Annotated in this window: 20 protein-coding genes; 10 read left to right on the forward strand and 10 right to left on the reverse strand. The window is 68.3% G+C overall.

Annotated features, from left to right (window positions below; genetic code table 11):
- The first annotated feature begins 57 nt into the window (after window positions 1-57).
- Together EPL04_RS13840 and EPL04_RS13845 are read left to right on the forward strand one after the other, a co-directional pair.
- Window positions 58-1,146 (forward strand): DUF1611 domain-containing protein, encoded by a 1,089-nt coding sequence (locus EPL04_RS13840; RefSeq protein WP_134671783.1) that lies wholly within the window; start codon window positions 58-60, stop codon window positions 1,144-1,146.
- Window positions 1,143-2,198 (forward strand): dipeptide epimerase, encoded by a 1,056-nt coding sequence (locus EPL04_RS13845; RefSeq protein WP_134671784.1) that lies wholly within the window; start codon window positions 1,143-1,145, stop codon window positions 2,196-2,198. The genes EPL04_RS13840 and EPL04_RS13845 overlap by 4 nt, the downstream gene beginning before the upstream one ends.
- Window positions 2,199-2,235: 37 nt before the next feature.
- On the opposite strand, the gene EPL04_RS13850 is transcribed toward EPL04_RS13845, so the two are convergent.
- The gene (locus EPL04_RS13850; RefSeq protein WP_134671815.1) at window positions 2,236-2,694 is read right to left on the reverse strand and encodes a hypothetical protein; all 459 of its coding nucleotides are present in this window, start codon (window positions 2,692-2,694) and stop codon (window positions 2,236-2,238) included.
- A 26-nt stretch (window positions 2,695-2,720) separates the two neighbouring features.
- Window positions 2,721-3,620 (reverse strand): DUF3100 domain-containing protein, encoded by a 900-nt coding sequence (locus EPL04_RS13855; protein WP_134671785.1) that lies wholly within the window; start codon window positions 3,618-3,620, stop codon window positions 2,721-2,723.
- A 256-nt stretch (window positions 3,621-3,876) separates the two neighbouring features.
- On the opposite strand from EPL04_RS13855, the gene EPL04_RS13860 reads away from it, so the two are divergent.
- Window positions 3,877-5,019 carry a C45 family autoproteolytic acyltransferase/hydolase gene (locus tag EPL04_RS13860; RefSeq protein WP_134671786.1) on the forward strand — a complete coding sequence of 381 codons (1,143 nt, stop codon included), beginning with the start codon at window positions 3,877-3,879 and terminating at the stop codon, window positions 5,017-5,019.
- A 60-nt stretch (window positions 5,020-5,079) separates the two neighbouring features.
- Here the strand turns inward: EPL04_RS13860 and EPL04_RS13865 are convergent, their stop codons facing one another.
- Entirely contained in the window at window positions 5,080-6,285 is a 1,206-nt protein-coding gene (locus EPL04_RS13865; protein WP_134671787.1) for an MFS transporter, read from the reverse strand.
- 284 nt (window positions 6,286-6,569) lie between these two features.
- Between EPL04_RS13865 and EPL04_RS13870 the strand changes: the two genes are divergently transcribed.
- The 6 genes from EPL04_RS13870 to EPL04_RS13895 are packed head-to-tail and all read left to right on the forward strand — an operon-like array spanning window position 6,570 to window position 12,353.
- On the forward strand, window positions 6,570-7,985 hold the full coding sequence (locus EPL04_RS13870; RefSeq protein WP_134671788.1) for an ABC transporter substrate-binding protein: 1,416 nt from the start codon (window positions 6,570-6,572) through the stop codon (window positions 7,983-7,985).
- Window position 7,986: 1 nt separating this feature from the next.
- On the forward strand, window positions 7,987-8,874 hold the full coding sequence (locus EPL04_RS13875; protein ID WP_134671789.1) for a carbohydrate ABC transporter permease: 888 nt from the start codon (window positions 7,987-7,989) through the stop codon (window positions 8,872-8,874).
- Window positions 8,874-9,740 (forward strand): carbohydrate ABC transporter permease, encoded by an 867-nt coding sequence (locus EPL04_RS13880; protein ID WP_134671790.1) that lies wholly within the window; start codon window positions 8,874-8,876, stop codon window positions 9,738-9,740. The genes EPL04_RS13875 and EPL04_RS13880 overlap by 1 nt, the downstream gene beginning before the upstream one ends.
- Window positions 9,737-10,882, forward strand: coding sequence for an ABC transporter ATP-binding protein (locus tag EPL04_RS13885; protein ID WP_134671791.1), 1,146 nt, complete (start codon window positions 9,737-9,739; stop codon window positions 10,880-10,882). The genes EPL04_RS13880 and EPL04_RS13885 overlap by 4 nt, the downstream gene beginning before the upstream one ends.
- Window positions 10,879-11,580, forward strand: coding sequence for an HAD family hydrolase (locus tag EPL04_RS13890; RefSeq protein WP_134671792.1), 702 nt, complete (start codon window positions 10,879-10,881; stop codon window positions 11,578-11,580). Before EPL04_RS13885 ends, EPL04_RS13890 begins: the two co-directional genes overlap by 4 nt.
- The gene (locus EPL04_RS13895) at window positions 11,577-12,353 is read left to right on the forward strand and encodes a sugar phosphate isomerase/epimerase family protein (RefSeq protein WP_134671793.1); all 777 of its coding nucleotides are present in this window, start codon (window positions 11,577-11,579) and stop codon (window positions 12,351-12,353) included. The genes EPL04_RS13890 and EPL04_RS13895 overlap by 4 nt, the downstream gene beginning before the upstream one ends.
- Window positions 12,354-12,381: 28 nt before the next feature.
- Here the strand turns inward: EPL04_RS13895 and EPL04_RS19055 are convergent, their stop codons facing one another.
- From EPL04_RS19055 to EPL04_RS13915, 4 genes are read right to left on the reverse strand one after another with little or no spacing between them, the layout of a single operon-like run.
- Entirely contained in the window at window positions 12,382-13,431 is a 1,050-nt protein-coding gene (locus tag EPL04_RS19055) for an ABC transporter permease (RefSeq protein ID WP_209019628.1), read from the reverse strand.
- A complete protein-coding gene (locus EPL04_RS13905; RefSeq protein WP_134671816.1) occupies window positions 13,428-14,504 on the reverse strand; it encodes an ABC transporter permease in 1,077 nt (358 codons plus the stop codon). Before EPL04_RS13905 ends, EPL04_RS19055 begins: the two co-directional genes overlap by 4 nt.
- 50 nt (window positions 14,505-14,554) lie before the next feature.
- Window positions 14,555-16,171, reverse strand: coding sequence for an ABC transporter ATP-binding protein (locus EPL04_RS13910; RefSeq protein ID WP_134671795.1), 1,617 nt, complete (start codon window positions 16,169-16,171; stop codon window positions 14,555-14,557).
- Between the two features lie 41 nt (window positions 16,172-16,212).
- Window positions 16,213-17,319: a BMP family lipoprotein gene (locus EPL04_RS13915; RefSeq protein ID WP_209019634.1), complete on the reverse strand. Its 1,107-nt coding sequence runs from the start codon at window positions 17,317-17,319 to the stop codon at window positions 16,213-16,215.
- Window positions 17,320-17,506: 187 nt separating this feature from the next.
- Between EPL04_RS13915 and EPL04_RS13920 the strand changes: the two genes are divergently transcribed.
- Window positions 17,507-17,710, forward strand: a complete 204-nt coding sequence (locus EPL04_RS13920) for a hypothetical protein (RefSeq protein WP_134671796.1) — start codon at window positions 17,507-17,509, stop codon at window positions 17,708-17,710.
- 201 nt (window positions 17,711-17,911) lie between these two features.
- Here EPL04_RS13920 and EPL04_RS13925 read toward each other — a convergent pair whose 3' ends face one another.
- The 3 genes from EPL04_RS13925 to EPL04_RS13935 are packed head-to-tail and all read right to left on the reverse strand — an operon-like array spanning window position 17,912 to window position 21,583.
- Window positions 17,912-18,826, reverse strand: a complete 915-nt coding sequence (locus EPL04_RS13925) for an ABC transporter permease (protein ID WP_134671797.1) — start codon at window positions 18,824-18,826, stop codon at window positions 17,912-17,914.
- Window positions 18,827-18,831: 5 nt separating this feature from the next.
- Complete coding sequence (locus EPL04_RS13930) at window positions 18,832-19,851, reverse strand: ABC transporter permease (RefSeq protein ID WP_134671798.1); 1,020 nt, start codon at window positions 19,849-19,851, stop codon at window positions 18,832-18,834.
- 19 nt (window positions 19,852-19,870) lie between these two features.
- Entirely contained in the window at window positions 19,871-21,583 is a 1,713-nt protein-coding gene (locus EPL04_RS13935) for an ABC transporter substrate-binding protein (RefSeq protein WP_134671799.1), read from the reverse strand.
- Window positions 21,584-21,720: the final 137 nt, after the last annotated feature.

Consider the following 21,720-nt stretch of genomic DNA (forward strand, 5'->3'; position numbering starts at 1 on the left):
GACCCTTCTATGAAAGGGTGAGACGTTTAGGGGGCCGACCACCGATGCTCGGACACGATGAATCTTCGAGACCAGTTCGACGTGCCGGCGCCCGCGATCGTCCTCGCCGAGGGGGAGTTCGGGAAGACGGGCGGGAAGACCGCGAACGGGGTCGTGCTCCACAGCGACGTGTTCGACGCGCGGGCGGTCGTCGACGCCGACACCGCCGGGGAGTCGCCGACCGACGTGCTCTCGAACCCCGACGCGCCGGACGTCCCGATCGTCGAGACGGTCGCGGACGCGCTCGAAGCGGCCCCCGAGGCCGAGGCGCTCGTCATCGGCGTCGCGCCCGCTGGCGGGGACCTCCCCGACGCGTGGGTGTCGGACATCGAGGACGCGATCCGGGCGGGGTGTGACGTGGTCTCCGGGCTCCACGTCTTTCTCTCCGAGCGCGAGCGCTGGCGCGCGCTCGCCGACGAGCACGGCGCGCGGCTGTTCGACGTGCGAAAGCCGCCGGGCGAGGCCGACCTCCGGGTCGGCGACGGATCGGTCGACGCGGTCGAGGCCGACGTGGTGCTCACCCTCGGGACCGACTGCGCGGTCGGCAAGCGGACGACCACCTTCGAACTCTACCGGGCGGCCCGCGAGGCGGGCCTCGACGCCGGGTGGGTCGCGACCGGCCAGACCGGCATCATGGTGGGCGCCCACGAGGGCGCGGTGATCGACCGCGTCCCGGCCGACTTCACCGCCGGCGTCGTCGAGGACATGGTGAAAGCGGTGGGCGCCGACCACGATCTGGTGTTCGTCGAGGGGCAGGCGTCGCTGACCCACCGCGCCTACTCGGGGGTGACCCTCTCGATCCTCCACGGCGCGTGGCCCGACGCGGTCGTGCTCGCCGACGACCCCGACCGGACCGACCGGACCCACTTCGAGTCGTTCCGGGTCGACGGCGTCGACCACGAGCGCCGGCTGATCGAGGACCTCTCGGACGCCGCGGTGGCCGGCGTCTCGACGTGGGGCGACGCGGCGACCGAGCGCGAACGCCTCGGGCTCCCCGCGGCGAACGTCTACGACGACGGCGGCCCCGAGGAGCTCCTCGCGGCGGTCCGCGAGCGCCTCGACGCCGACGCCCCGGCCGCGGACGAATCGGGGGTGACCGGGCGGTGAGCGAGATCGAATCGGTGTCGGTCCGACCGCTCGACCTCCCGCTCGAAGAGCCGTTCGAAATCGCGCTTGGCACCCAACGCGAGGCGTCGAACCTCCTCGTGACCGTCGAGACCGAGTCGGGCGCGACCGGCTACGGCGAGGGGTCGCCGATCCCGCCGGTGACGGGCGAGACCCGGGCGGCCGCGCTCGAAACCGCCCGGGCGGCCGCCGAGGTGATCGAGGGCCGGGAGGTCGCCGACTACCGCGGGCTGGTCGGCGAGGTGCGCTCGGCGTTTCCCGGGATGGCGTCGGCGCTGTTCGCGGTCGAGACCGCGATCCTCGACGCCTACTGTCGGGAGCGCTCGCTCGCGCTCTCGGAGCTGTTCGGCGGGCCCACAGAGCCGGTCGAGACCGACGTGACGATCCCGATCGTCGACCCCGGGACCGCGGCCGAGCGGGCGAGCCGGGCGGTCGAGACGGGCTATCGCCACCTCAAGATCAAGACCGGCACAGAGGTGTCGGCCGACGTCGAGCGCGTCGCGGCGGTGGCCGAGGCGGCGCCCGACGCCGCCCTCAAGGTCGACGCCAATCAGGGCTGGACGCCCAAGGAGACCGCCCGGTTCGCCGACGCGGTCGGCGAGCGCGGCGTCGGCCTCGACCTGATCGAACAGCCCGTACCGGCCGCCGACGTCGCCGGGCTCGCGACCGCGCGCGACCTCGTCGACGTGCCGGTCGCGGCCGACGAGGCGGTGTTCACGCCCGCCGACGCCGTCCGGATCGTGCGCGAGGAGGCCGCCGACGTGATCAACGCCAAACTCGGGAAGTCCGGGCCGCTGGCGGTCGCCGACATCGCCGCGATCGCGCGGGGGGCCGACCTCGAACTGATGGTCGGCTGTATGCTCGAGAGCGCGGTCGGCATCCACGCGAGCGCCCACCTCGTCGCCGGCACCGGCGCCTTCTCGTACGTCGACCTCGACGGGAACCGACTGCTCGCCGAGGACGTCATCGACGACGGCGGCGGCCCGACCCACCGCATCTCGGGGCCGGGTCACGGCGTGACGCCGCCCGAGTAGCCGGTTCCGGACGACTGCCCGACGGGGGACGAGTCGGTCAGATGATCCCCTGGGCCGCCAGAACGAGATGGGAGATGAGCGCCGAGCCGAAGTAGGTGCCGAAGAAGACCAGCACGGCCACTAAGACGAGCTTCCAGCTGACTTCCTTCATCCGAGTGGTCTGGAGCCCGATCGAGAGACCGGCGTACGCGAGGATCGGCGTCGTGGTCGCCAGAAAGTCGATCTGCTCGGTCATCGCGAGCACCTGTCCTTGGACCGGCGAGAACGGGATCGCGAGCAGGAACGCGATCACCATCGCGTAGGCGAACGACGGGAGGTCGAGCGGGAGCACGCGTCCGAGCACGAGCGAGACGAATCCGATCGCGACGACGAGCCCGATGCCCGGGGCGGCGTCGAGCGGGCTGATGCCGTAGCCGACCCAGTTCGCGGTCAGCGTGAGCGCGCCGACGACGAGAAGCATCTTGAGCGACTCGACGCTGAATTCGGGCAGTTCCATCGCGGATCGGGAGGCGTTCGACACGCTCAGTCACCCCCCGCGTCTCGGACGGCGTCGGCGTCCGGCTCCGGGTCGCCTCGACCGATGACCGGTTCGAGGACGCCGTACAGCCGCGTGATGACCGGCAGGCCGATGAAAAGCACCATGTACAGACCGGTGACGCCGGTGAGGAGGTTGCTCGTGGCGGCGAACGACAGCAGTTGGTCCTCGGGGACGGCCGAGACGGCTTCGGCCAGCGACGACGAACACGCGGTCATCATGCTCGCACTACCCATCCCGCAGGCCATCGAGAGCGCGAGCGGGTGGAGTCCGGTCGCGGGCGCAAAGCCCCCGAGCAGGCCGAAAAAGACGGTGCCGAGCACCGTCCCGGTCAGGTACGTCCCGAGGACGCCCCGGCCCTCCGGGGACTCGATGCCGTACTTGTCGGTGATGACGCCGAGGGTCGGCTCGCGGGCGATGCTGACCGCCCCGCCGATGGCCTCCCGCTTCAGGCCGAGCACGAGCGCGAACGGGAGCGCGATGAGTATCGTCCCGAGATTCCCGAACTCCTGGAGGACGAACGCCGGACCGGCCTGAACCAGTTCGCTGAACGAGGGGCCGACCATCATGCCGTACTTCACGCCCAGCGGCATGAGCGCGATCACGAGCATCGGGCTACTGATCCGGCTCACCTCCTCGGTGACGATCTTCCGGAGCGGCGCGACGTACTGACCGAGGACGCTGTAGCTGACGAGGACGCCGACGACGACGGCGAACAGCATCGGCAACAGGACGACCTGTCCGGGCCCGACGGCGAACGTCTGGGTGCCGATCAGTTCGGCCCCGACGACGACGAGCAGGACCGTGAGATGCGTCTTGGCGTGGGCAGTGACCCGACCTGCGGTGCGGATGGGTGCCCAGCGGCTCTCCGAGTCTTCACTTGGCATTGTATCGCACGCGAATAGTGTGCATCCGTGGGTGCACAGGACCGTCGCATAAAGATGCTGATTCGTTGCCGGTCGTTCGTCCGATGGAGGTGGCAGTTCGCCCGACGCCAGTAGAAATCGGCCAGAGCGTCTGGCGATTCGCCGACCGGCGGCGCCGACCCGCGAATCCGGACTTCGAGGCGACCGCGCCGAAAACCCCCGCGGACTGCTTCGAGACGTATTCTTATGGCCCGGCGCGTCGAACACCGAACGTACGATGTCAACGAATCCCACAGACGGGTTCGAGCGGGTGGTGCTGTCCGGGTCGCCGGCCGAGCGCGGGCGCGAACACGGCGAGCGGTTCGCCGACGCCGTCGCGTCGAACGTCGAACTGTACCGCGAACGGTTCGCCCACGAGGGCGTCGACCTCGACGCGATCCGGGACCACGCCGCCGAGTACGTCGACGTCATCGAGCGCGAGAACCCCGGCTACGCCGAGGAGATGCGCGGCGTCGCCGAGGGAAGCGGCGTCCCGCTGGCCGACGTGGCGATGCTGAACGTCCGCTGGGAGGTGATCTACCCTGCGTGGAAAGACCAGACCGAGGCGGCGACCGACGGCGACGAGCGGGCCGGGCGATCGGGCGAATCGCCCGTCGACGGCTGTACGAGCTTCGGGGTGGCCCCGCCGGCGACCGCCGACGGGGGGACCTACGTCGGCCAGAACTGGGACTGGCTCGCGTCGGTCGCGGACAACCTCTTTCTGATGGAACTGCGCCGCGACGACGCCCCCGATCTGCTCGCGATGACCGAGGCCGGCATCGTCGGCGGGAAGATCGGCGTCAACGAACACGGCATCGGCCTCGCGGTCAACGGCCTCATCTCGGACGGCGACGGGACGAACGCGCTCCGCAAGCCCTACCACGTCCGGTTCCGCGAGGTGCTCGACGCCGAGCGGTTCGACGACGCCCTCCGGCCGATCGTCGAGACCGACCGGGTCTGCTCGGCGAACGTCTTAGTGGGCCACGCCGACGGCGAGGTGATCGACCTCGAGGCCGCCCCGGACCTCGTCAACACGATCTACCCCGAGGACGGCGTCCTCACCCACGCCAACCACTTCGAGACCGACGCCGTCGAGAGCATCAACGAGCGCCGGAGCCCGAGCACGCTGTACCGCGGGCCACGGCTCCGCCGACTGCTCGCCGCCGAGGCCGAGGAGGGGATCGAGCCGGCCGACGTGCAGGCGGCGCTCCGGGACCACTTCGGGCGGCCGTCGAGCATCTGCAGTCACGTCGACGAGTCGGTGCCGGCGGTCGAGTACGGCCAGACGAACGCGAGCTTCGTGATCGACCTCGCCGGCCGGCGACTGCTGGGCCAGCGCGGCCCGCCCTGCGAGGGCGAGTACCGCGAGTACGCGCTCTGAACGGTTCGATACTCGCGGTGGCCGGGGCGGAGTCGGGCGAGTCGAGACGGCGCCGACGTCTCAGCGCCGCAACAGCGCGTACCCGACGCTCCCGGCGGCGGCGACGACACAGCCCGCGACGAGCAACAGCGTCCGGTAGCCCGTCAGCGACGAGGCGAACGCGGTGTCGGCGACGAACGTGAACGCGATCGGCCCCAGCGTCTGGCCGAGCCGGAGCATGCTGGTCCGCATCCCCATCATCCCCGCCCGGAGGTCCCCCGACACGAGCGTGACCACCGTGGTGTCGATCGACGGCATCACGACGCCGAAGCCGACGCCGAACGCGAGCAGCGCCGCGCCGACGAAGATCGGCGAGGGCGCGAGCCAGACTCCGAGCAGGCTCGTCCCGTAGGCCACGAACCCGAGCGCGAGCAGTTCCGGCGCGGTCCGCCACTGGGAGACCCGCCCGTACTGGGAGGAGACGGTCGCGCTCGCGAGCGACACCATCGCGAGGATCGGGCCGATCTGTCCGGAGCCGAGCCCGAACTCGTCGCTCAACAGGAGCGGCAGGGCGGTGAGGACCGCGCCGTAGAAGACGAAAAAGACGACCAGGATGACCGCGAAGATCGCCAGCGCCTCGGGGAGGACGATCACGTCCCGCATCCGGCGGAGATACTCGGGCACGCCGGTCGGCTCGCCCTGTTCGGGCTCGTCGAGGACGAACACCGCCGCGAGTCCGACGAGGATCGCGGTCCCGAAAAAGAGGAACGGGACGTTCCACCGGATGCCCGCGAGCGCCCCGCCGATCAGGGGGTAGACCGCGGCGCCCGCCCCGACCATGCTCCCGTTGAGCCCCATGATCGCGTTCCGGCGTCCGCCCTCGTAGAAGTCCCCGATGAGCGTGACCGCGAGCGTGACGAGCGCGCTGGCGCCGATCCCCTGGAGGAAGCGCAGGGCGAGCACCTCGGCGAAATTGCTCGACAGCGAGATGCCCGCGCCCGCCGCCCCGAACAGAAACAGGAGCGGGATGATGACCTGCCGCCGGCCGAGCCGGTCGGCGACAAGTCCCATGAACGGCGTCAGGAAGATACCCGGCAGGGTGTAGGCGGTGATGACGAGCCCGACCTGCGAGTCCGAGATCGCGAACACGGATCGGAGCGACGGGAGCACCGGACTGAGCAACGAGACGCCCATCACGCCGATGAGCGAACTCGACAGGATGACGTACAGCGTGCTCGAACGCCACGGAATCGACGACTCGGCGGTCGCGGTCGCGTCGGTACTCATCTGGAGGGTCCGTCTCCGAGATGCGATTCGGGCCACCTTATCCTACCGACTTCGTCTCGCCCCGATCGGGCGGATTCGACGGCCGGACGCGGTGCGAGTTCGGTCGGGGCGTCGCCGGGACGCCCGGGGCGAGGGACGCCCACCGGTCGGGAGCGTTACGGACCGCTCTTATCTCAATATAGCGTTCCGGTCCGCTCTCGACGACTGTTGACCGTCTCGTGGCCGCCGTACGGCCACATAGACCTATTATAATCCTTTAAATACCGATTCGCGAACATGAGCGTGTGGTCAGTCCAAACGACTCGTCCGAGAACAGGCGTCGCTTCCTGAAAACGACCGGTATCACCGCGGGCGCCATCGCGACCGCGGGCTGTCTGGGGACCCTCTCGATCGGCTCCGGCGGCTCGAACGACTCCGGGGGCAGTTCGGAGTCGAGTGCGAGTGACACGAGCAGTGGCGAGACGACGATCGAGTGGTGGCACGCGATGGGGGGCAACCTCGGCGAGACGGTCGATGCGCTCGCCGAGGACTTCAACGAGCAGTCCGACGGAGTGACCGTCGAGACGAGCTACAAGGGCAGTTACACCGAGACGCTCAACGCGGTCACCTCCGCGATCGGGGCGGGCGAGGCGCCGGACCTCGCACAGATCGTCGACCTCGGGTGTCGGCTCGCGATCGACAGCGGGGCGTTCGAGCCGATGGAGGAGGCGCTCCCGAGCGACCGGATCGACTGGTCGGACTTCCAGGACCCGGTGATCAACTACTACTCGTTCGACGACACGGTGTACTCGCTGCCGTTCAACTCCTCGACGCCGATCTTCTACTACAACAAGGACAAGTTCGCGGAGGCCGGGCTCGATCCCGAGTCGCCGCCGACCACGTTCGAGGGCATCCGGGCGGCGAGCGAGACCGTCGTCGATCAGGGGGTCGCCGAGCAGGGGATCACCTTCGCTAACGTCTCGTGGTTCCCCGAGCAGTGGTTCGCGGAGGCCGGCGTCCCGCTCGTGAACGAGGAGAACGGCCGGGCGGACGACCCGACCGAGATCAACCTCGACACCGACACCGCCGACCGGATCTTCGGGTGGTGGGCCGACATGTACGACGACGGGCTGTACAACCACGCCGGGAAGGGCGCGTGGGACGCCGCCCAGCAGGCGTTCCTCAACGGCAAAACCGCGATGTGGATCTCCTCGACCGCGGGCGTCGCCGCGGCGACCGAGGGCGCGGCGGACAACGGGTTCGAACTCGGGACGGCGTACTTCCCGACGCCGGGCGACACCCGGACCGGCGTCGTCATCGGCGGGGCGTCGCTGTGGATGACCCGCGGGCTCTCCGACGCCAAGAAGGAGGCGGTCACCGACTTCCTCCTCTGGCTGGCGGAGGCCGAACAGCAGGCGTTCTGGCACCGCAACACCGGCTACTTCCCGATCAGCGACAGCGCGGTCGAGCAGTTAGACGACGACGGCTGGTTCGACGACAACCCCAACTTCCGGACCGCGTTCGACCAGCTCAAAGAGACCGAGACGACCACCGCCACGCAGGGCTGGCAGGCCGGCCCGGCCTCGAAGGTCCGGGACATCATCCAGGACGGCTACATCAGCATGATCAACTCCGACGTCGGCGTCGACGAGAAGCTCGGTCAGATGAAGACGGAGGCCGACGCCGCCCTCCAGGACTACATCGAGAGCAAAGGGAGCTAAGATGGGCGTCCACGAGAACACCTTCGACAGCACGCTGGGGGCGTACCTCCTGTTGTTGCCGACGCTGGTCGCGATCGGGGCGTTCCTGTACTACCCGTCGCTCCAGACGCTCCGGCTCAGCCTCTACAAGACGTTCCTGTTCGGCCAGAACACGCGGTTCGTCGGGCTGGCGAACTTCGCCGAACTGCTGAGCTCACAGACGTACCTCGGGAGCGTCGGCCTGACGTTCGCGTTCGCGGCGATCGTGGTCGCGGGATCGCTGGCCGTCGGGCTGTTCGTGGCGTTCCTACTGTACGAGGTGAGCGACGGCAAGGCCGCGTATCTGGTGGCCGCGATCTGGCCGTACGCGCTCCCGACGGCCGTCGCCGGGACGGTGTTGCTGTTCTTGGCCCACCCGAGTGTCGGGATCTACACCCACTACCTCGAGGCGTGGTTCGGGGTCGAACTCGACTGGTTCACCGTCGGCTGGCAGGCGTTCGCCGTGCTCGCGGTGGCGGCCATCTGGAAGCAGGTCGGGTACAACGTGATCTTCATGCTCGCGGCGCTGAACAACGTTCCCGAAGCGTTGAACGAGGCCTGCGAGCTCGACGGCGTCGAGACGTGGCGCCGGCTCGTCCGGGTGTACGTCCCGCTGATGTCGCCGACGCTGGTCTTTCTGGTCGTGATCAACACGATCTACGCGTTCTTCGGGAGCTTCGCGCTGATCGACCTGATGACGCAGGGCGGCCCGACGAACGCCACGAACCTGATGATCTACCAGTTGTACCGCGACGCGTTCCAGTTCAACAACCTCGGACTCGCGTCGGCCGAGTCGGTGATCCTGTTCGTCCTCGTCGCGGGACTCACCTACGTCCAGTTGCGCGTGTCCGACCGCTACGCACACTACTAATGTCTCACGAAACACAAGACGACGCGGCGCCGTCGGCGATCACGGACGCGACGCTCGTTCCCGAGCAGTGGCCCGTCCACGCGGGACTGATCGGCTCGATCCTGCTGATGGCCTCGCCGCTGTTGCTGGCGTTCGTGATGAGCACCCAGACCGTTCCGGAGGTGTACGACATCACGAATATCGGCGCCGGGAGCGACGGGCTCGCCAACTACCTCGAGGTGTTGACGACCTACGAGATGGCGTCGTACATGCTCAACTCGCTGGTGATGTCGGTCGTCGTCACCGTCGGCAAGATCGCGGTGAGCCTGCTTGCGGCGGTCGCGCTCGTGTTCTATCGATTCCGGTTCAAGAACGCGATCTTCTTTCTCATCCTGTTCACGCTGATGGTCCCGGTGCCGGTCCGCATCGTCCCGCTGTACGAACTGATGGCCGCCTGGGGCTGGTCGAACACGCTGTTGGCGCTCACGGGGCCGTATCTGGCGAGCGCGACCGCCGTGTTCCTCCTGCGCCAGCACTTCCTGTCTATCCCCGACTCGCTGGTCGAGTCGGCGAAGCTCGACGGGGTCGGCCCACTGCGATTTCTCTGGGACGTGCTGATCCCGATGTCGCGGGGGATGATCAGCGGTCTCGGCGTGATCACGTTCATCTACGCGTGGAACCAGTATCTGTGGCCGCTGATCGTCATCTCCGATCAGAACAAGCAGGTCGTACAGGTCGGAATGAAGTACCTCCAGTCGGTCGGCAACGCCGGCCAGACCGACTGGGGGCTCATCATGGCGGGCGCCGTGTTGACGCTGCTGCCGCCGCTGGTCGCGCTCATCGCGTTCCGGGGCCCGCTGCTCGAAACGTTCGGACTCGCAGAATGACAGGAATCACGACCACTGACTTGGTGAAACGCTTCGACGACGTCACCGCGGTCGACGGCGTCGACCTCAACGTCCGCGACGGAGAGTTTCTGGTCCTCGTGGGACCGTCCGGGTGCGGAAAATCGACCACGCTTCGGCTCCTCGCGGGGCTCGAATCCCCGACCGAGGGCGCAGTCGAGATCGCCGACAGCGACGTGACCGACACCCCGCCGGGCGACCGGGACGTCGCGATGGTGTTCCAGAGCTACGCGCTGTACCCACACATGACCGCCCGGGAGAACATGACCTTCGGCGTCCGGACCGCCACCGACTTCGGGTCCGGGGAGGTCGACGACCGCGTCGCGGAGGCGGCCGCGATTCTCGACATCGAGGACCTGCTCGACCGGACGCCGGCGGCGCTCTCGGGCGGCGAGCAACAGCGGGTCGCGATCGGCCGCGCGCTCGTCCGGGACCCGGAGGTGTTCCTGATGGACGAGCCCCTCTCGAACCTCGACGCGAAGCTCCGGGTCCAGATGCGCGCCGAGCTCGCGGAGTTGCACGCCGAGCTCCAGACGACGACGCTGTACGTCACCCACGATCAGGTCGAGGCGATGACCCTCGGCGACCGGGTCGCGGTGATGTACGACGGCGAACTCCAGCAGGTCGCGCCGCCCCAACGCCTGTACGACGCGCCCGACACCCGGTTCGTGGCCGAGTTCATCGGCAGTCCGGGGATGAACACCGTCGAGGCGACTCTCGAACGCCGCGGGGACGACGCGGTCGCGACGTGGGGCTCGAACCAGCTCACGCTCCCGTCTGCTGGGAGGGTCGCCGACCGCGTCGACGGTCGAGCGGTCCTCGGCGTCCGCCCGGAGGATCTCCGCCAGGAGCGCGACGGACCGCTCCGGATGGAGATCACGGTGACCGAGCCGCTGGGCGACTCGCTGCTCACCCGCGGCACCGTCGGCGGCGCCGAGATGGAGGTGAGCCTGCCGGCGCGCTCGCCCGTCGGCGTCGGCGACGCGGTGTCGCTGGCCGCCGACCCGGAGCGACTCCACCTGTTCGACCCCGAGTCCGGCGAAGCGCTGTACCACTCCTCGACGGAGTTAGACGCCACAGAGGCCGAGCCCCTCCTCGCCGACGGGAGCCCGGAGCGACGATGACCCACGTCGCCGCCAGATACGACGCGGTCGTCTTCGACAACGACGGCGTGCTCACGCATCCGACCGACGAGTCGCTCCTGCTCGCGGCCTCCCGGGAGGCGTTCGGCGCGTTCGACGTCGACCCCGACGCCGGGGACGTCCGGGCGCTCGTCGAGGACCTCTCGGTCGAGACGGTCCGGGAACTGGCCGACCGGTACGGCCTCGACGCCGAGCGGTTCTGGCGACGCAACGAGCGCCACCGGACCGCCGTCCAGGCGAGCGCGATCCGCGAGGGCCGCAAGCCGCTGTACGCCGACGTCGACGTCGTCGCCGATCTCTCGGTGCCGACCGCGATCGTGAGCAACAATCAGCACGCGACGATCGAGCGCGTCGTCGACGAGTTCGACCTCGCGACGTTCGAGGCCCACTACGGCCGGGATCCGACCCTAGAGGGACTGGCGCGGCGCAAGCCCGACCCGTCGTACCTCGAAACGGCGCTCGACGCGCTCGACGTCCGGTCGGCCCTCTACGTGGGCGACAGCCGCGTCGACGTGGCGGCCGCGAACGCCGCCGGCGTCGACTCCGCGTTCGTCGCGCGCCCGCACCGCCGGGAGTACCGCCTCGACGCCGAGCCGACCTACCGCATCGAGAGCCTCGCCGACCTGACCGACCTGCCCGCGCGATCGACCGACACGGATTCTCCCCGGAGACCACAATGAACCCACGCATCGGTTTCGTCACGTCAGTCGCATCGGAGCTGGACCGCCAACTGAACTTCGCCGCCGCCGGCGACTTCGACTACGTCGAAGTGCTGATGGACGGGCCACACGCCCACGAAACCCTCGCATCGCGGGCGTCTGACGTCCGGGCCACGCTGGCCGACCACGGGCTCGATCTGGTCGTCCACCTCCCGTTCCCGACCGACATCGGCTCGCCGTATCCGGGCGTCCGCGACGGCGCGATCGAGACCCAGCGGACGTGCATCGACGTCGCGTCCGATCTCGGCGCCGAGAAGGGCGTCCTCCACCCCGAGTCGTCGGCGTGGGAGGTCGCCTGGGAGGACGCGGCGCTCCGCGATCACATCGACGCGTCGGTGGCCGACCTGACCGCCTACGGCGCCGACCGCGGGCTGGAGATCTGTGCGGAGAACATCTTCGACAGCGCGTACACGATCGAACACATCGACCGACTGCTCGCGAACACGGACGCGTCGATGACCCTCGACACCGGCCACGCCCGAGTCACCGGCTACGACGCCGCCGACACCGCCGCGTTCGTCGCCGATCACGCCGATCGGATCTCGCACGTCCACCTCAACGACACCCGCCGGCCGGCCGACGAACACCTCCCGTTCGGCGCAGGAAACCTCGACTTCGAGCCCATCTTCGAGGCGTTCCCGTCGGGGTGGACCGGGACGCTGTCGCTCGAAATCGGCACGCGGTCGCTCGAGTACCTCGAGTACTCCCGGAGCCACCTCGACGAACTGCTGTGAGCCCGCGGCGACTCGACGGGGTCGGGACTCACTCCTCGCTCTCGTAGGGTTCGCCGACGGCCGCGGGCATCCGGGTCGAGCCCCAGACGGTGAGCACGACGACGACCGCCGCGTACGGGAACAGATTGACGAGCCGGTTTGGCACCTCGATGCCGGCGGTCTGAAACTGGATCTGGAGCATGTCCAGCCCGCCGAACAGCACCGCCGCCGCGCCCGCCCCGATCGGGTTGTAGTTGCCGAACAGATACGCGACGATCCCGATCCACCCCCGGCCGTTGACCATCGTGTCGCCGGTGCCGGTGAACGACCCGGCGTGGGCCAGCAGGACGGCGCCGGCAAGCCCCGCCATCGCGGCCGAGAAGATCACCGCCCCGTACCGGACGCGGGCCACGCTGACCCCCGCCGTGTCGAGCGCCTCGGGGTTCTCGCCGGCCGCCCGGAGCCAGTAGCCGTATCTGGTCCGGTACAGCACCACCCACGAGACCCCGACCGCCAGCGCGGCGAGCGCCACCAGCGGCGACGTGTCGAACAGCACGGGACCGACCACCGGGAGCTCCGACAGCACCGGGACGGTGAGATCGGCGACGCTCGCGAGCCGCGGGCTGTTGCGGTTGCCCCAGAGGACGACCGCGGTGAACGGGCCGAACCCGAGCCCGACGAACCAGACCGCGAGGCCGGCGACGATCTGGTCGGCCTCGTACCGGATCGTCAGCGCGGCGAAGATCGCGCCGTACGCGAGGCTGAGGAGCACCGCCGCGAGGATGCCGACCCAGAGGTCGAGCTGGGTCGGCGATCCGCCGCCCGAGAGCCACGCGACGGCGCCGGCGTTGGCCGCCCCGAAGATCATGAACCCTTCGAGGCCGATGTTGAACACGCCGCTCTTCTCGGCGTAGAGCCCGCCGACCGCCGCGAGCGCGATCGGGGTCGCCGCCTGGAGCGTCCGCTCGACGAACCCGACGGTCACGATGGCCGCGACCGGCAGGTCGAGCAGGGCCGCGAGGAGCGCCGCGCCGGCGAGCAGGCCGACCGCGGCGCCGATCCGGACGCGGTTGCGGGCGGCGTAGTCGGCGACGCTCATCGGTCCTCGCCCCCGAGCCCGGTCCGCCGGGCCGCCATCCGGAACAGCTCTGGCGCGGCGACGAACAGGACGACGAGCCCGACGACCCCGTCGATCAACTGGACGGGCACGTCGCTGTAGATGCCGATGTGCCTGCCGGCGGCGTCGAGCCCGCCGAACAGCAGTCCGGCCGGGACGACCCCGAGCGGGTTGTTCGCCGCGAGCAGGCTGACGGCGATGGCGTCGAAGCCGTACGTGCCGATCCCGCTCGGGTCGCTGTAGTAGCCCTGAATCATCACGGCGAACACCGCGCCCGCGACGCCCGCGACCATCCCTGAGAGGGTCATGGTGGCGACGATCGTGCGCTTGGCGTCGACGCCCGAGAACGCGGCCGCCGCCTCCTGATGGCCGCTGGTGATCATGTCGTACCCCAGCCGGGTCCGTTCCATGACCACGGCGATCGCGCCGACCGCGACGAGCGCGACCGCGAGCCCGACGACCGAGAAGTCCGGCACGTCGAAGACGAGTCGGGGGAAGTCGACGTGCTCGGGGATCCGGGCGGTGTTGGGCGCGCGCTGGCCCTCGCCCCGGAACGGCCCGTCGACGAGCCACCCGACCACCCCGATCACGATGAAGTTCAGCATGATCGTGGTGATGATCTCGTTGGCGTCGGCGTACGCCTTCAGGACGCCCGGGAGCGCGCCGTAGAGGCCGCCCGCGACGACGGCCGCGAGCGCCCCGCAGACCAAGAGCGCGGCGCCCCCGACCGCGTTCTCGGGGGCCAGCGGGGCGAGCCACAGGATCGAGACGACGGTGGCGAACCCGCCGACGACGAACTGGCCCTGCACGCCGATGTTGAACACGCCGGCCCGGAACGCGACCGCCACCGCGACCCCGGTCAGCACGAACAGCGTCGTGGACCGAAGCGTCTGTGCGACCGCGGTCGCGTCGCCGAACGACCCCTCGAAAACGTTCACCAGGAAGGTCGCCGGATCGTAGCCGGCCGCGGCCACGACCACCAGCCCGACGACCAGCGCCAGCACCGTCGACGCGGTCGCGATCAGGAGCCGCTGGACCGCCGACGCGCCGAGCATGCGGTCGGCGGCCCGATCGAGCCGTCGGCCCTCGCCCGCGTCCGGGTCGCTCACGCTCGCCCGCCTCCGTCTGGTCCGTCGGCGCGGTCCGGTTCGACTTCCGCCTCCCCGCGTCGGGCGTCGGTCGGGTCCTCGCCGCGATCGCGGCCGGCCATCAGCAGTCCCAGTTCCTCGTCGGTCACCGCGTCGGGGTCGACCGTCTCGACGAACTCGCCCTCGTACATGACCGCGATCCGGTCGGAGAGGGTCCGGATCTCCTCTAGCTTCGAGGAGACCAGCACGATCGCCAGCCCGGCGTCGCGGAGTTCGAGCAGGCGGTCGTGGATGAACTCGATCGAGCCGACGTCGACCCCGCGCGTGGGGTGGGCCGCGACCATGACGTCGGGGTCGTGTTCGATCTCCCGGCCCGCGATGAACTTCTGCTGGTTCCCGCCCGACAGCGACGCCGCCTCCGCGTCGGGGGTCGGCGGCTGGACGTCGTACTCCCGGACGATCTCCTCGGCGTGTTCCCGGACGGCCGCCCAGTCGACGAACCCCCGGCGCGTGTACGGTTCGATGGTCTGATTCCCGAGCAACGCGTTGTGCACGAGGTCGTAGTCCTGCACCAGCCCCTCGGTCTGTCGGTCCTCGGGGACGTAGGCGATGCCGGCCTCGATCCGCTCGCGCCGGCTCAGACCGGTCACGTCCTCGCCGCGGAACCGGATGGCGCCCGACGCGACGGAGCGAAGCCCGGCGAGCGCCTCGACCAGTTCGGTCTGGCCGTTGCCCTGCACGCCCGCGACGCCCAGGATCTCGCGCTCGCGGACCGTGAACCCGACCTCCCGGACCCGTTCGAGCCCGCGGTCGCCCCGGACCCGGAGGTCCTCGGCCGCAAAGAAGGGCTCGCCGGACGCCGTCTCGCGGCGCTCGCGATCGAACAGCACCTCCCGGCCGACCATCAGCCGCGCGAGCTCCCGCTCGGTGGTGTCGGCGGCCGCCACCGTCCCGACGGCCGCCCCGTCCCGGAGCACGGTGATCTCGTCGGCGGCGGTCAGCGCCTCGTCGAGCTTGTGGGTGATGAAGACGAGCGAGCGCCCCGACGCGGTGAGCTCGTCCATCACGTCGAACAGCCGGTCGACCTCCTGTGGGGTGAGCACCGCCGTCGGCTCGTCGAGGACGAGGATCTCGGCGCCCCGGTAGAGGCTCTTGACGATCTCGACGCGCTGGCGCGCGCCGAGGTCGAGCTCCCGAACCGGCGTGTCCAGATACCGGTCGACGTCGAAGTCGTACCGCGAGCAGATCGCCTCGACGTCGTCTCTCGCGGCGGCCTCGTCGACCAGTCCGTTCTCGGTCGGCTCGTGGCCCAGGATGACGTTCTGGAGGACGGTCATCGGCTCGACGAGCTGGAAGTGCTGGTGGATCATGCCGACCCCGGCGTCCATGGCGTCTCTGGGCGAGTCGAACGCCCGGGGCTGGCCGTCGATCGCGATCGTCCCGGCGTCCTGATCGTACAGCCCGTAGAGAACGCTCATCAGGGTCGTCTTGCCCGAGCCGTTCTCGCCCAGCAGGGCGTGGACCGTCCCGCGTTCGAGCGTGAAGTCGACGCCGTCGTTGGCGACCACGTCGCCGAACCGCTTGGTGATGCCGTCGAGTCGGACCGCGGGCGCCGCCGTCTCAGGTGGCGCCATGATCGGGGGCTGTCATCGGCGGTAGTCTGACGATCGGGGCGTCACTCGCATCCGGCGGCGGTACACGGCACCTCGACGTCGCCGTCGACGATGGCCTGTTTTGCCTCCTCGAGGTTCTTTCCGACCGCGTCGGGCAGTTGGCCATCGAACGCCTGCCCGATGACGCAGTCGACGGCCTCGTCTTCGAGCCCCAGCGTGTTGGCGCCCGCGACGCTCTCGAAGTCGCCCTCGGCGACCGCCGCGGCGACCTCGCGGGTCCCCTCGTTTATGTACTTGACCGCCGAGCCGAGGATGACGTCCTGGAAATCGGGGAGCGTCCGCGACTGGTCGGCGTCGACCCCGATCGCGAACCGGCCGTTCTCCTGTGCGGCCTCGAAGACGCCCCGCCCGGCGGCCGCGGCGGCGTGGTAGACGATGTCCGCGCCGTCGTCGTACTGCGAGCTCGCGATGTCGGCCGCGGTGCTGGTGTCGGTGTAGTTGCCGATATAGCCGACGTTCACCTCGACGTCGCCGTTCACCCACTCTGCGCCGGCGACGTACGACCGCTCGAAGGCGTTGATCAGCGAGCCGTCCTCGCCGCCGACGAACCCGACCTGCGCGGTCTCCGGGGCCGTCGAACTCCCCTCGTGGTCCAGTTCTTCGGTCGTCATCGTCCCGGCGAGGACGCCCGCCAGATACGACATCTGGTGGTTCGCCCAGGTGTAGCCGGCGACGTTGGGCTCGTCGACGTAGTCGTTGATGAGCATCCAGTTCTGGTCCGGGTAGTCGACGGCGTTCTGGGTCAGCGCTTCGGTGTGGTTGTACGAGACCAGCACGATGAGGTCGTAGTCGCCACTCTGGGCGAGCTGGGACTGGGTCGACTGGTACTGGGCCTGCTCGGTCTCCTCGACCCGATTGATCTCGACGTCGTACTCCTCGGCGGCGCTCCGGAGTCCTTCGAGCGCGAGGTCGTTGAACGCGTTGTCGTCGAACCCCGCCGGGCTCGAGACGATCGCGACGTTCGTCGTGCCGTCTTGGCTACCGCCCGCACCGACACAGCCGGTGATCGTTCCGCCGAGCACGGCCGCCCCCGATGCGAGCACTGTCCGCCGACTGACCGTCGACGACCGTTCGGCGCTCGATCCCCCCGAACTGTCGCGTTCCCCCATGCTGTGAGCCATTCCGTGGGTGTACACATCACGCGCATGCTAAAAACTATCCTTATATAAAATATCGTATATATTTGAAGGGTATCTCGGCGATCCGCCGCGCCGATTAATCGGAATAATACGCGCGCCGAAAGTATGTGTCGTCGGCTATGGAACATATTTACGGGCTCGGACCGTCCCGTCCTGTATGGCCACGAGCGACGCCCCGCCGATCGGGCTCGACCACCCCACGGCGAACCCGCACGGAAACACCGTCCCCGCAGACCGCGGACAGTCCGAGACCTGTGCCTGCACGGACTGTGGCTACACCGTCGAGATCGACGCGGAGGTTCCGTCGACGTGTCCGCGCTGTGACGGCGCGCTGACGCGGTCGAGTCCCACTCGCGACTGATCCCGAACGATTTTCCCGGTCGGCGCGCCCCGCTCTCGATCACGACGACCGAACGGGAAAAATCCCGCCGAAGTGCCCGGCGTCGACTCGACACCGCCGAGAGAGTACTGTACTGCTAGCTCGTTTCTCGTGGAACTGGACCCGATGGCGCGGTCCACCGCGAGACGCCGCCGCGAAAAACGGGCCCGAACGGCGACCGGATCACTCCATCCGGGACTTCGGATCGAGGATGTCCCGGAGGCCGTCCCCGATCAGGTTGAACCCCATCACGTTGATGAAGATGAACAGCCCGGGGAACACGGAGAACCACCAGTGGGTCGGCATGAACTCCCGCCCGCGGGCCACCATGAGTCCCCACTCGGGGGTCGGCGGGGAGGCGCCGATGCCGATGAACGACAGCGACGCCGCGACGAGGATGACCCAGCCCATGTCCATCGTGGCCTGCACGAGGAGGCTCGTGAGGCTGTTTGGCAACAGGTGGACGAACATGACCCGGAGCCGACTGGCGCCGAGGCCTTCGATGGCCTGGATGTACTCGGACTCTTTTACCTCCTTCACTTCGCTCCGGAGCAATCGGACGTACCACGGCCACCAGGTGACGATGAGCGCCAGCATGACGTTCTCGAGACTCGGCCCCAGCGCCCCCGCGACCGCGACGGGGAGGATCAGCCGAGGGATCGAGACGAAGATGTCGGTGACGCGCATGATGAGCATCTCGACGCGCCCGCCGATGTAGCCCGCCGCGAGGCCGAGCGGGATGCCGATGCTGAGCGCGGCGCCGACGACGAACACCGCGATCTTCATCGAGATTCGCGCCCCGAACAGGACCCGCGAGAAGATGTCCCGACCGAGCCGGTCGGTCCCGAACAGATGTTCGCTCGAGGGCGGTTGGAGCGACTGGCCGAACTCGGTCACCGACCCGACGTGGCTGGGGTACGGGGCGATCACGGGCGCGAGCAGTCCGATCACGGCGATGAACAGCACCATCCCGATGCCGACGATCGTGAGCCGATTCCGGCCGAGGATGTAGAACGACCGTCGGAACGCCTCGATGACGCCTCGGTATCTGTCGGTGAACGAGCGCTGCGTCGGTGACGTCGCGTCTTGTGAAGCCATACGTATCACTCACCCAACTCGACTTCCGGATTGATGTAGCTGTGTAGCACGTCGACGACGAAGTTGACGATGAGATACCCGAGCGCGAACACGATCGTCACGCCGAGTATCCCGTTGAAGTCGGTGCTGATGACGGCGTTGTAGAGGAACAGGCCCAGCCCGCGGATGTTGAACACGATCTCGATGACGACCGACCCGCCGAGCAACAGGCCGTACGAGAGCCCGACCGCGGTGATCGTCGGCATGACCGCGTTCCTGAGCGCGTGGCGCAGGAGGATGATCCTCGACCGGAACCCGTGGGCCCGCGACCACTCGATGTAGTCGGTGTTCAGCGTCTCGATCATCGACGAGCGCATGATCCGGGTCGTCTGGGCGAGCGTTCCCAGCGAGAGCACCGCCGCGGGTAGCAACAGATGCGTGAACGAGGTGACGAACGCTCCGAAGTCGAGCGCGAGCAGGCTGTCGACGAGGTAGAGCCCGGTCACGTTCGGCGGCGGCGTCATCTGGCTGGTGAATCGTCCGCCCGACGGGAGCCACCCGAGCTGGTAGTAGAAGAACAGCTGTGCGAGTATCGCGATCCAGAACTGCGGGATCGAGACGCCGCTGATCGCCACCAGTCGCGAGCCGTGGTCGACGGGCTCGTCTTTGTGAATCGCTGACGCGATGCCGAGCGGGATCCCGATCGTCAGCGCGAAGACGACCGCCAACGTCGTGAGTTCGAACGTCGCCGGAAACCGCTGGGCGATCTCCTGGGCGACCGGCCGCTGGGTCGCGATCGACATCCCCAGATCCTGGTGGAGCACCAGATCCACGATGAAGTCGACGTACTGCTCGTGGAGCGGATCGTCCAGCCCGTACGTCTCCCGGATCTGTGCGATCTGTTCCTCGGTGGCTTTCGAGCCCGCGATGACCGCGGCCGGATTGCCGGGCACCACGCGGGCGATGACGAACACGAGCGTCAGGATGCCCCAGAACGTCACCGCCATCGCCACTAATCGACGTACGAGATACGTGCGGAATTTCATTTAAATAAGTGCCACGAGATCAGGTGTCCTTGTGGAACTGGTGGACCGGGACGTAGTTGTTGTCCCCGGGCGTGTAGGTGAGGTTCGAGATCTCCGCGCGGTGGGCGCGCACCCACTTGTTCTGGAAGAGCCAGATGATCGGCACCTCGTCCAGAAGGATCTCCTGCATTTGCTTGTAGAGTTTTTCGCGCTGTTTGCGGTCGCCGGAACTGCGCGCCTCTATGAACATCTCGTCGTACTCGTCGTTCTGGTAGTAGGCGGTGTTCCACCCGTCGGCGGGCCAGTACTCGCCCCAGTATCGGATGGCCGGTCCGTTGGGATCGGCGTAGTCCGGCCAGCCGTTGTACATGAGGAGATCGGGCATCGTCTCCGCGGACGTGAGCTGTTCGTACAGATCGGCCCACGGGATGTCCTCGTGGTCGACGGTCACGCCGATCTCCTTGAAGTTCGCGACGAGCGCCTCGCCGACCTTGTCGTTTTCGGGCCCCTTGATCGACCGGAACGTCAGCTCCTCGCCGCTGTAGGCCGACTGTTCGAGGTGCTGTTTGGCCTTTTCGAGGTTCCGCTGGTACTGACCGTCCGTGACGCGAGGCCAGATCCCCTCGGGCCACGGGGTACCCCACGGGATCGCCGTGCCGACCAGTTCCTTCGCGATCCCCTCGTAGTCGGCGGCGTAGGCCAGCGCCTTCCGGAACTGGACGTCGCTCGTCGGCTCGCGCTGGCACATCATGAACACGTACTTGTTGTAGAGGTCCGGCGGCCCCTCGTAGAGTTCGACCCCGTCTTCCTGGACGACCTCCTGGATGTTCGTCCACGTCAGGTCCCGCGGGAGGTCGATGTCGCCCTGCGCCAGTTGCTGTTTCTGGGTCAGCTGTTCCCGGACGATGTTGTTGCGGTACTCCTCGATGTTCGCGTCGTCGGGAATCGCGAGGTTGTCCGGCAGATCGCTCGCCTCGTCGCGCCAGTGGCCCTCCTTTCGCGTCGCGACGAAGTCGTTGCCCTTGTCCCACGACTCTAACTTGAACGGTCCCGTGCCGTGGACGTTCTGCTGGAAGTACTCGTGACCGAGCTTGTCGTCGTCCTGGTGTTCGTCCATCACCGTCGGGTTGATCACGCTCGTCGTGATGAACGTGAGCGCGGCCGGAGCGGGCCCGAACGCGCCGTCGCAGTGGACCGTGATCTCGTAGTCGCCGGTCTCCTCGACGCTGTCGATCCAGTCGTAGGGCTTCGACTGGCCGGCCGTGAGGTTCTTGGCCCGTTCGAGCGACCGCCGGGCGGCGTACGCGTCGAACTGCGTGCCGTCGTCGAACGTCACGTTTTCCCGGAGGGTCAACACCCACTCTTCGCCGCCGTTCTGGGACTCCCAGTCGGTCGCGAGCCCCGGCCGTATCGTCGTCGGGTCCCCCTGCGCGTAATCGAGGAGCTGGTCGTACACGAGTCCGAGCTGTACCATCGTCCCGTCGTTGATCGCGTGGGGATCGAGGTGCGCGAGCGGTTGGGTTTTCGCGTTGACGTACGTGACCGCGTCCGACTGCATCTCCGAGTCGGCGTCGTCGACGTTCTGCTGGTCGTCGGTTCCGGCCGGCTCCGAATCGGTGCTCTCGCCGCTCGGTTCGTCACTTCCGGTACAGCCCGCGAGCGCGACGGTCGTCCCCGCTCCGACCGTCTTCAGAAACCACCGTCGCGATCCATCGGACGACTCCTGCAAGCGTTTCTCGTTGTGCGACACCATATCACACGACGCACGCGCGACCCCTATAAAGCCTTGGCAATATTACACATGGTGCCGACGAGTATGAATAAAGATATAAGTAATAATCCTCAACGACCGACTTCTCCTACGCCGCCGAAAAATTTTACTATTATTAC

Source organism: Halorussus marinus (genome assembly GCF_004521895.1).
GTDB classification, from domain to species: domain Archaea; phylum Halobacteriota; class Halobacteria; order Halobacteriales; family Haladaptataceae; genus Halorussus; species Halorussus marinus.

Excerpts from the sequence above, each read along its gene's own strand:
- EPL04_RS13840 (WP_134671783.1), top strand. The coding sequence starts at position 58 with ATGAATCTTCGAGACCAGTTCGACGTGCCGGCGCCCGCGATCGTCCTC.
- EPL04_RS13850 (WP_134671815.1), bottom strand. The coding sequence starts at position 2,694 with ATGGAACTGCCCGAATTCAGCGTCGAGTCGCTCAAGATGCTTCTCGTC.
- EPL04_RS13855 (WP_134671785.1), bottom strand. The coding sequence starts at position 3,620 with ATGCCAAGTGAAGACTCGGAGAGCCGCTGGGCACCCATCCGCACCGCA.
- EPL04_RS13860 (WP_134671786.1), top strand. The coding sequence starts at position 3,877 with ATGTCAACGAATCCCACAGACGGGTTCGAGCGGGTGGTGCTGTCCGGG.
- EPL04_RS13865 (WP_134671787.1), bottom strand. The coding sequence starts at position 6,285 with ATGAGTACCGACGCGACCGCGACCGCCGAGTCGTCGATTCCGTGGCGT.
- EPL04_RS13875 (WP_134671789.1), top strand. The coding sequence starts at position 7,987 with ATGGGCGTCCACGAGAACACCTTCGACAGCACGCTGGGGGCGTACCTC.
- EPL04_RS13880 (WP_134671790.1), top strand. The coding sequence starts at position 8,874 with ATGTCTCACGAAACACAAGACGACGCGGCGCCGTCGGCGATCACGGAC.
- EPL04_RS13885 (WP_134671791.1), top strand. The coding sequence starts at position 9,737 with ATGACAGGAATCACGACCACTGACTTGGTGAAACGCTTCGACGACGTC.
- EPL04_RS13890 (WP_134671792.1), top strand. The coding sequence starts at position 10,879 with ATGACCCACGTCGCCGCCAGATACGACGCGGTCGTCTTCGACAACGAC.
- EPL04_RS13895 (WP_134671793.1), top strand. The coding sequence starts at position 11,577 with ATGAACCCACGCATCGGTTTCGTCACGTCAGTCGCATCGGAGCTGGAC.
- EPL04_RS19055 (WP_209019628.1), bottom strand. The coding sequence starts at position 13,431 with ATGAGCGTCGCCGACTACGCCGCCCGCAACCGCGTCCGGATCGGCGCC.
- EPL04_RS13905 (WP_134671816.1), bottom strand. The coding sequence starts at position 14,504 with ATGCTCGGCGCGTCGGCGGTCCAGCGGCTCCTGATCGCGACCGCGTCG.
- EPL04_RS13910 (WP_134671795.1), bottom strand. The coding sequence starts at position 16,171 with ATGGCGCCACCTGAGACGGCGGCGCCCGCGGTCCGACTCGACGGCATC.
- EPL04_RS13915 (WP_209019634.1), bottom strand. The coding sequence starts at position 17,319 with ATGGGGGAACGCGACAGTTCGGGGGGATCGAGCGCCGAACGGTCGTCG.
- EPL04_RS13920 (WP_134671796.1), top strand. The coding sequence starts at position 17,507 with ATGGCCACGAGCGACGCCCCGCCGATCGGGCTCGACCACCCCACGGCG.
- EPL04_RS13925 (WP_134671797.1), bottom strand. The coding sequence starts at position 18,826 with ATGGCTTCACAAGACGCGACGTCACCGACGCAGCGCTCGTTCACCGAC.
- EPL04_RS13930 (WP_134671798.1), bottom strand. The coding sequence starts at position 19,851 with ATGAAATTCCGCACGTATCTCGTACGTCGATTAGTGGCGATGGCGGTG.
- EPL04_RS13935 (WP_134671799.1), bottom strand. The coding sequence starts at position 21,583 with ATGGTGTCGCACAACGAGAAACGCTTGCAGGAGTCGTCCGATGGATCG.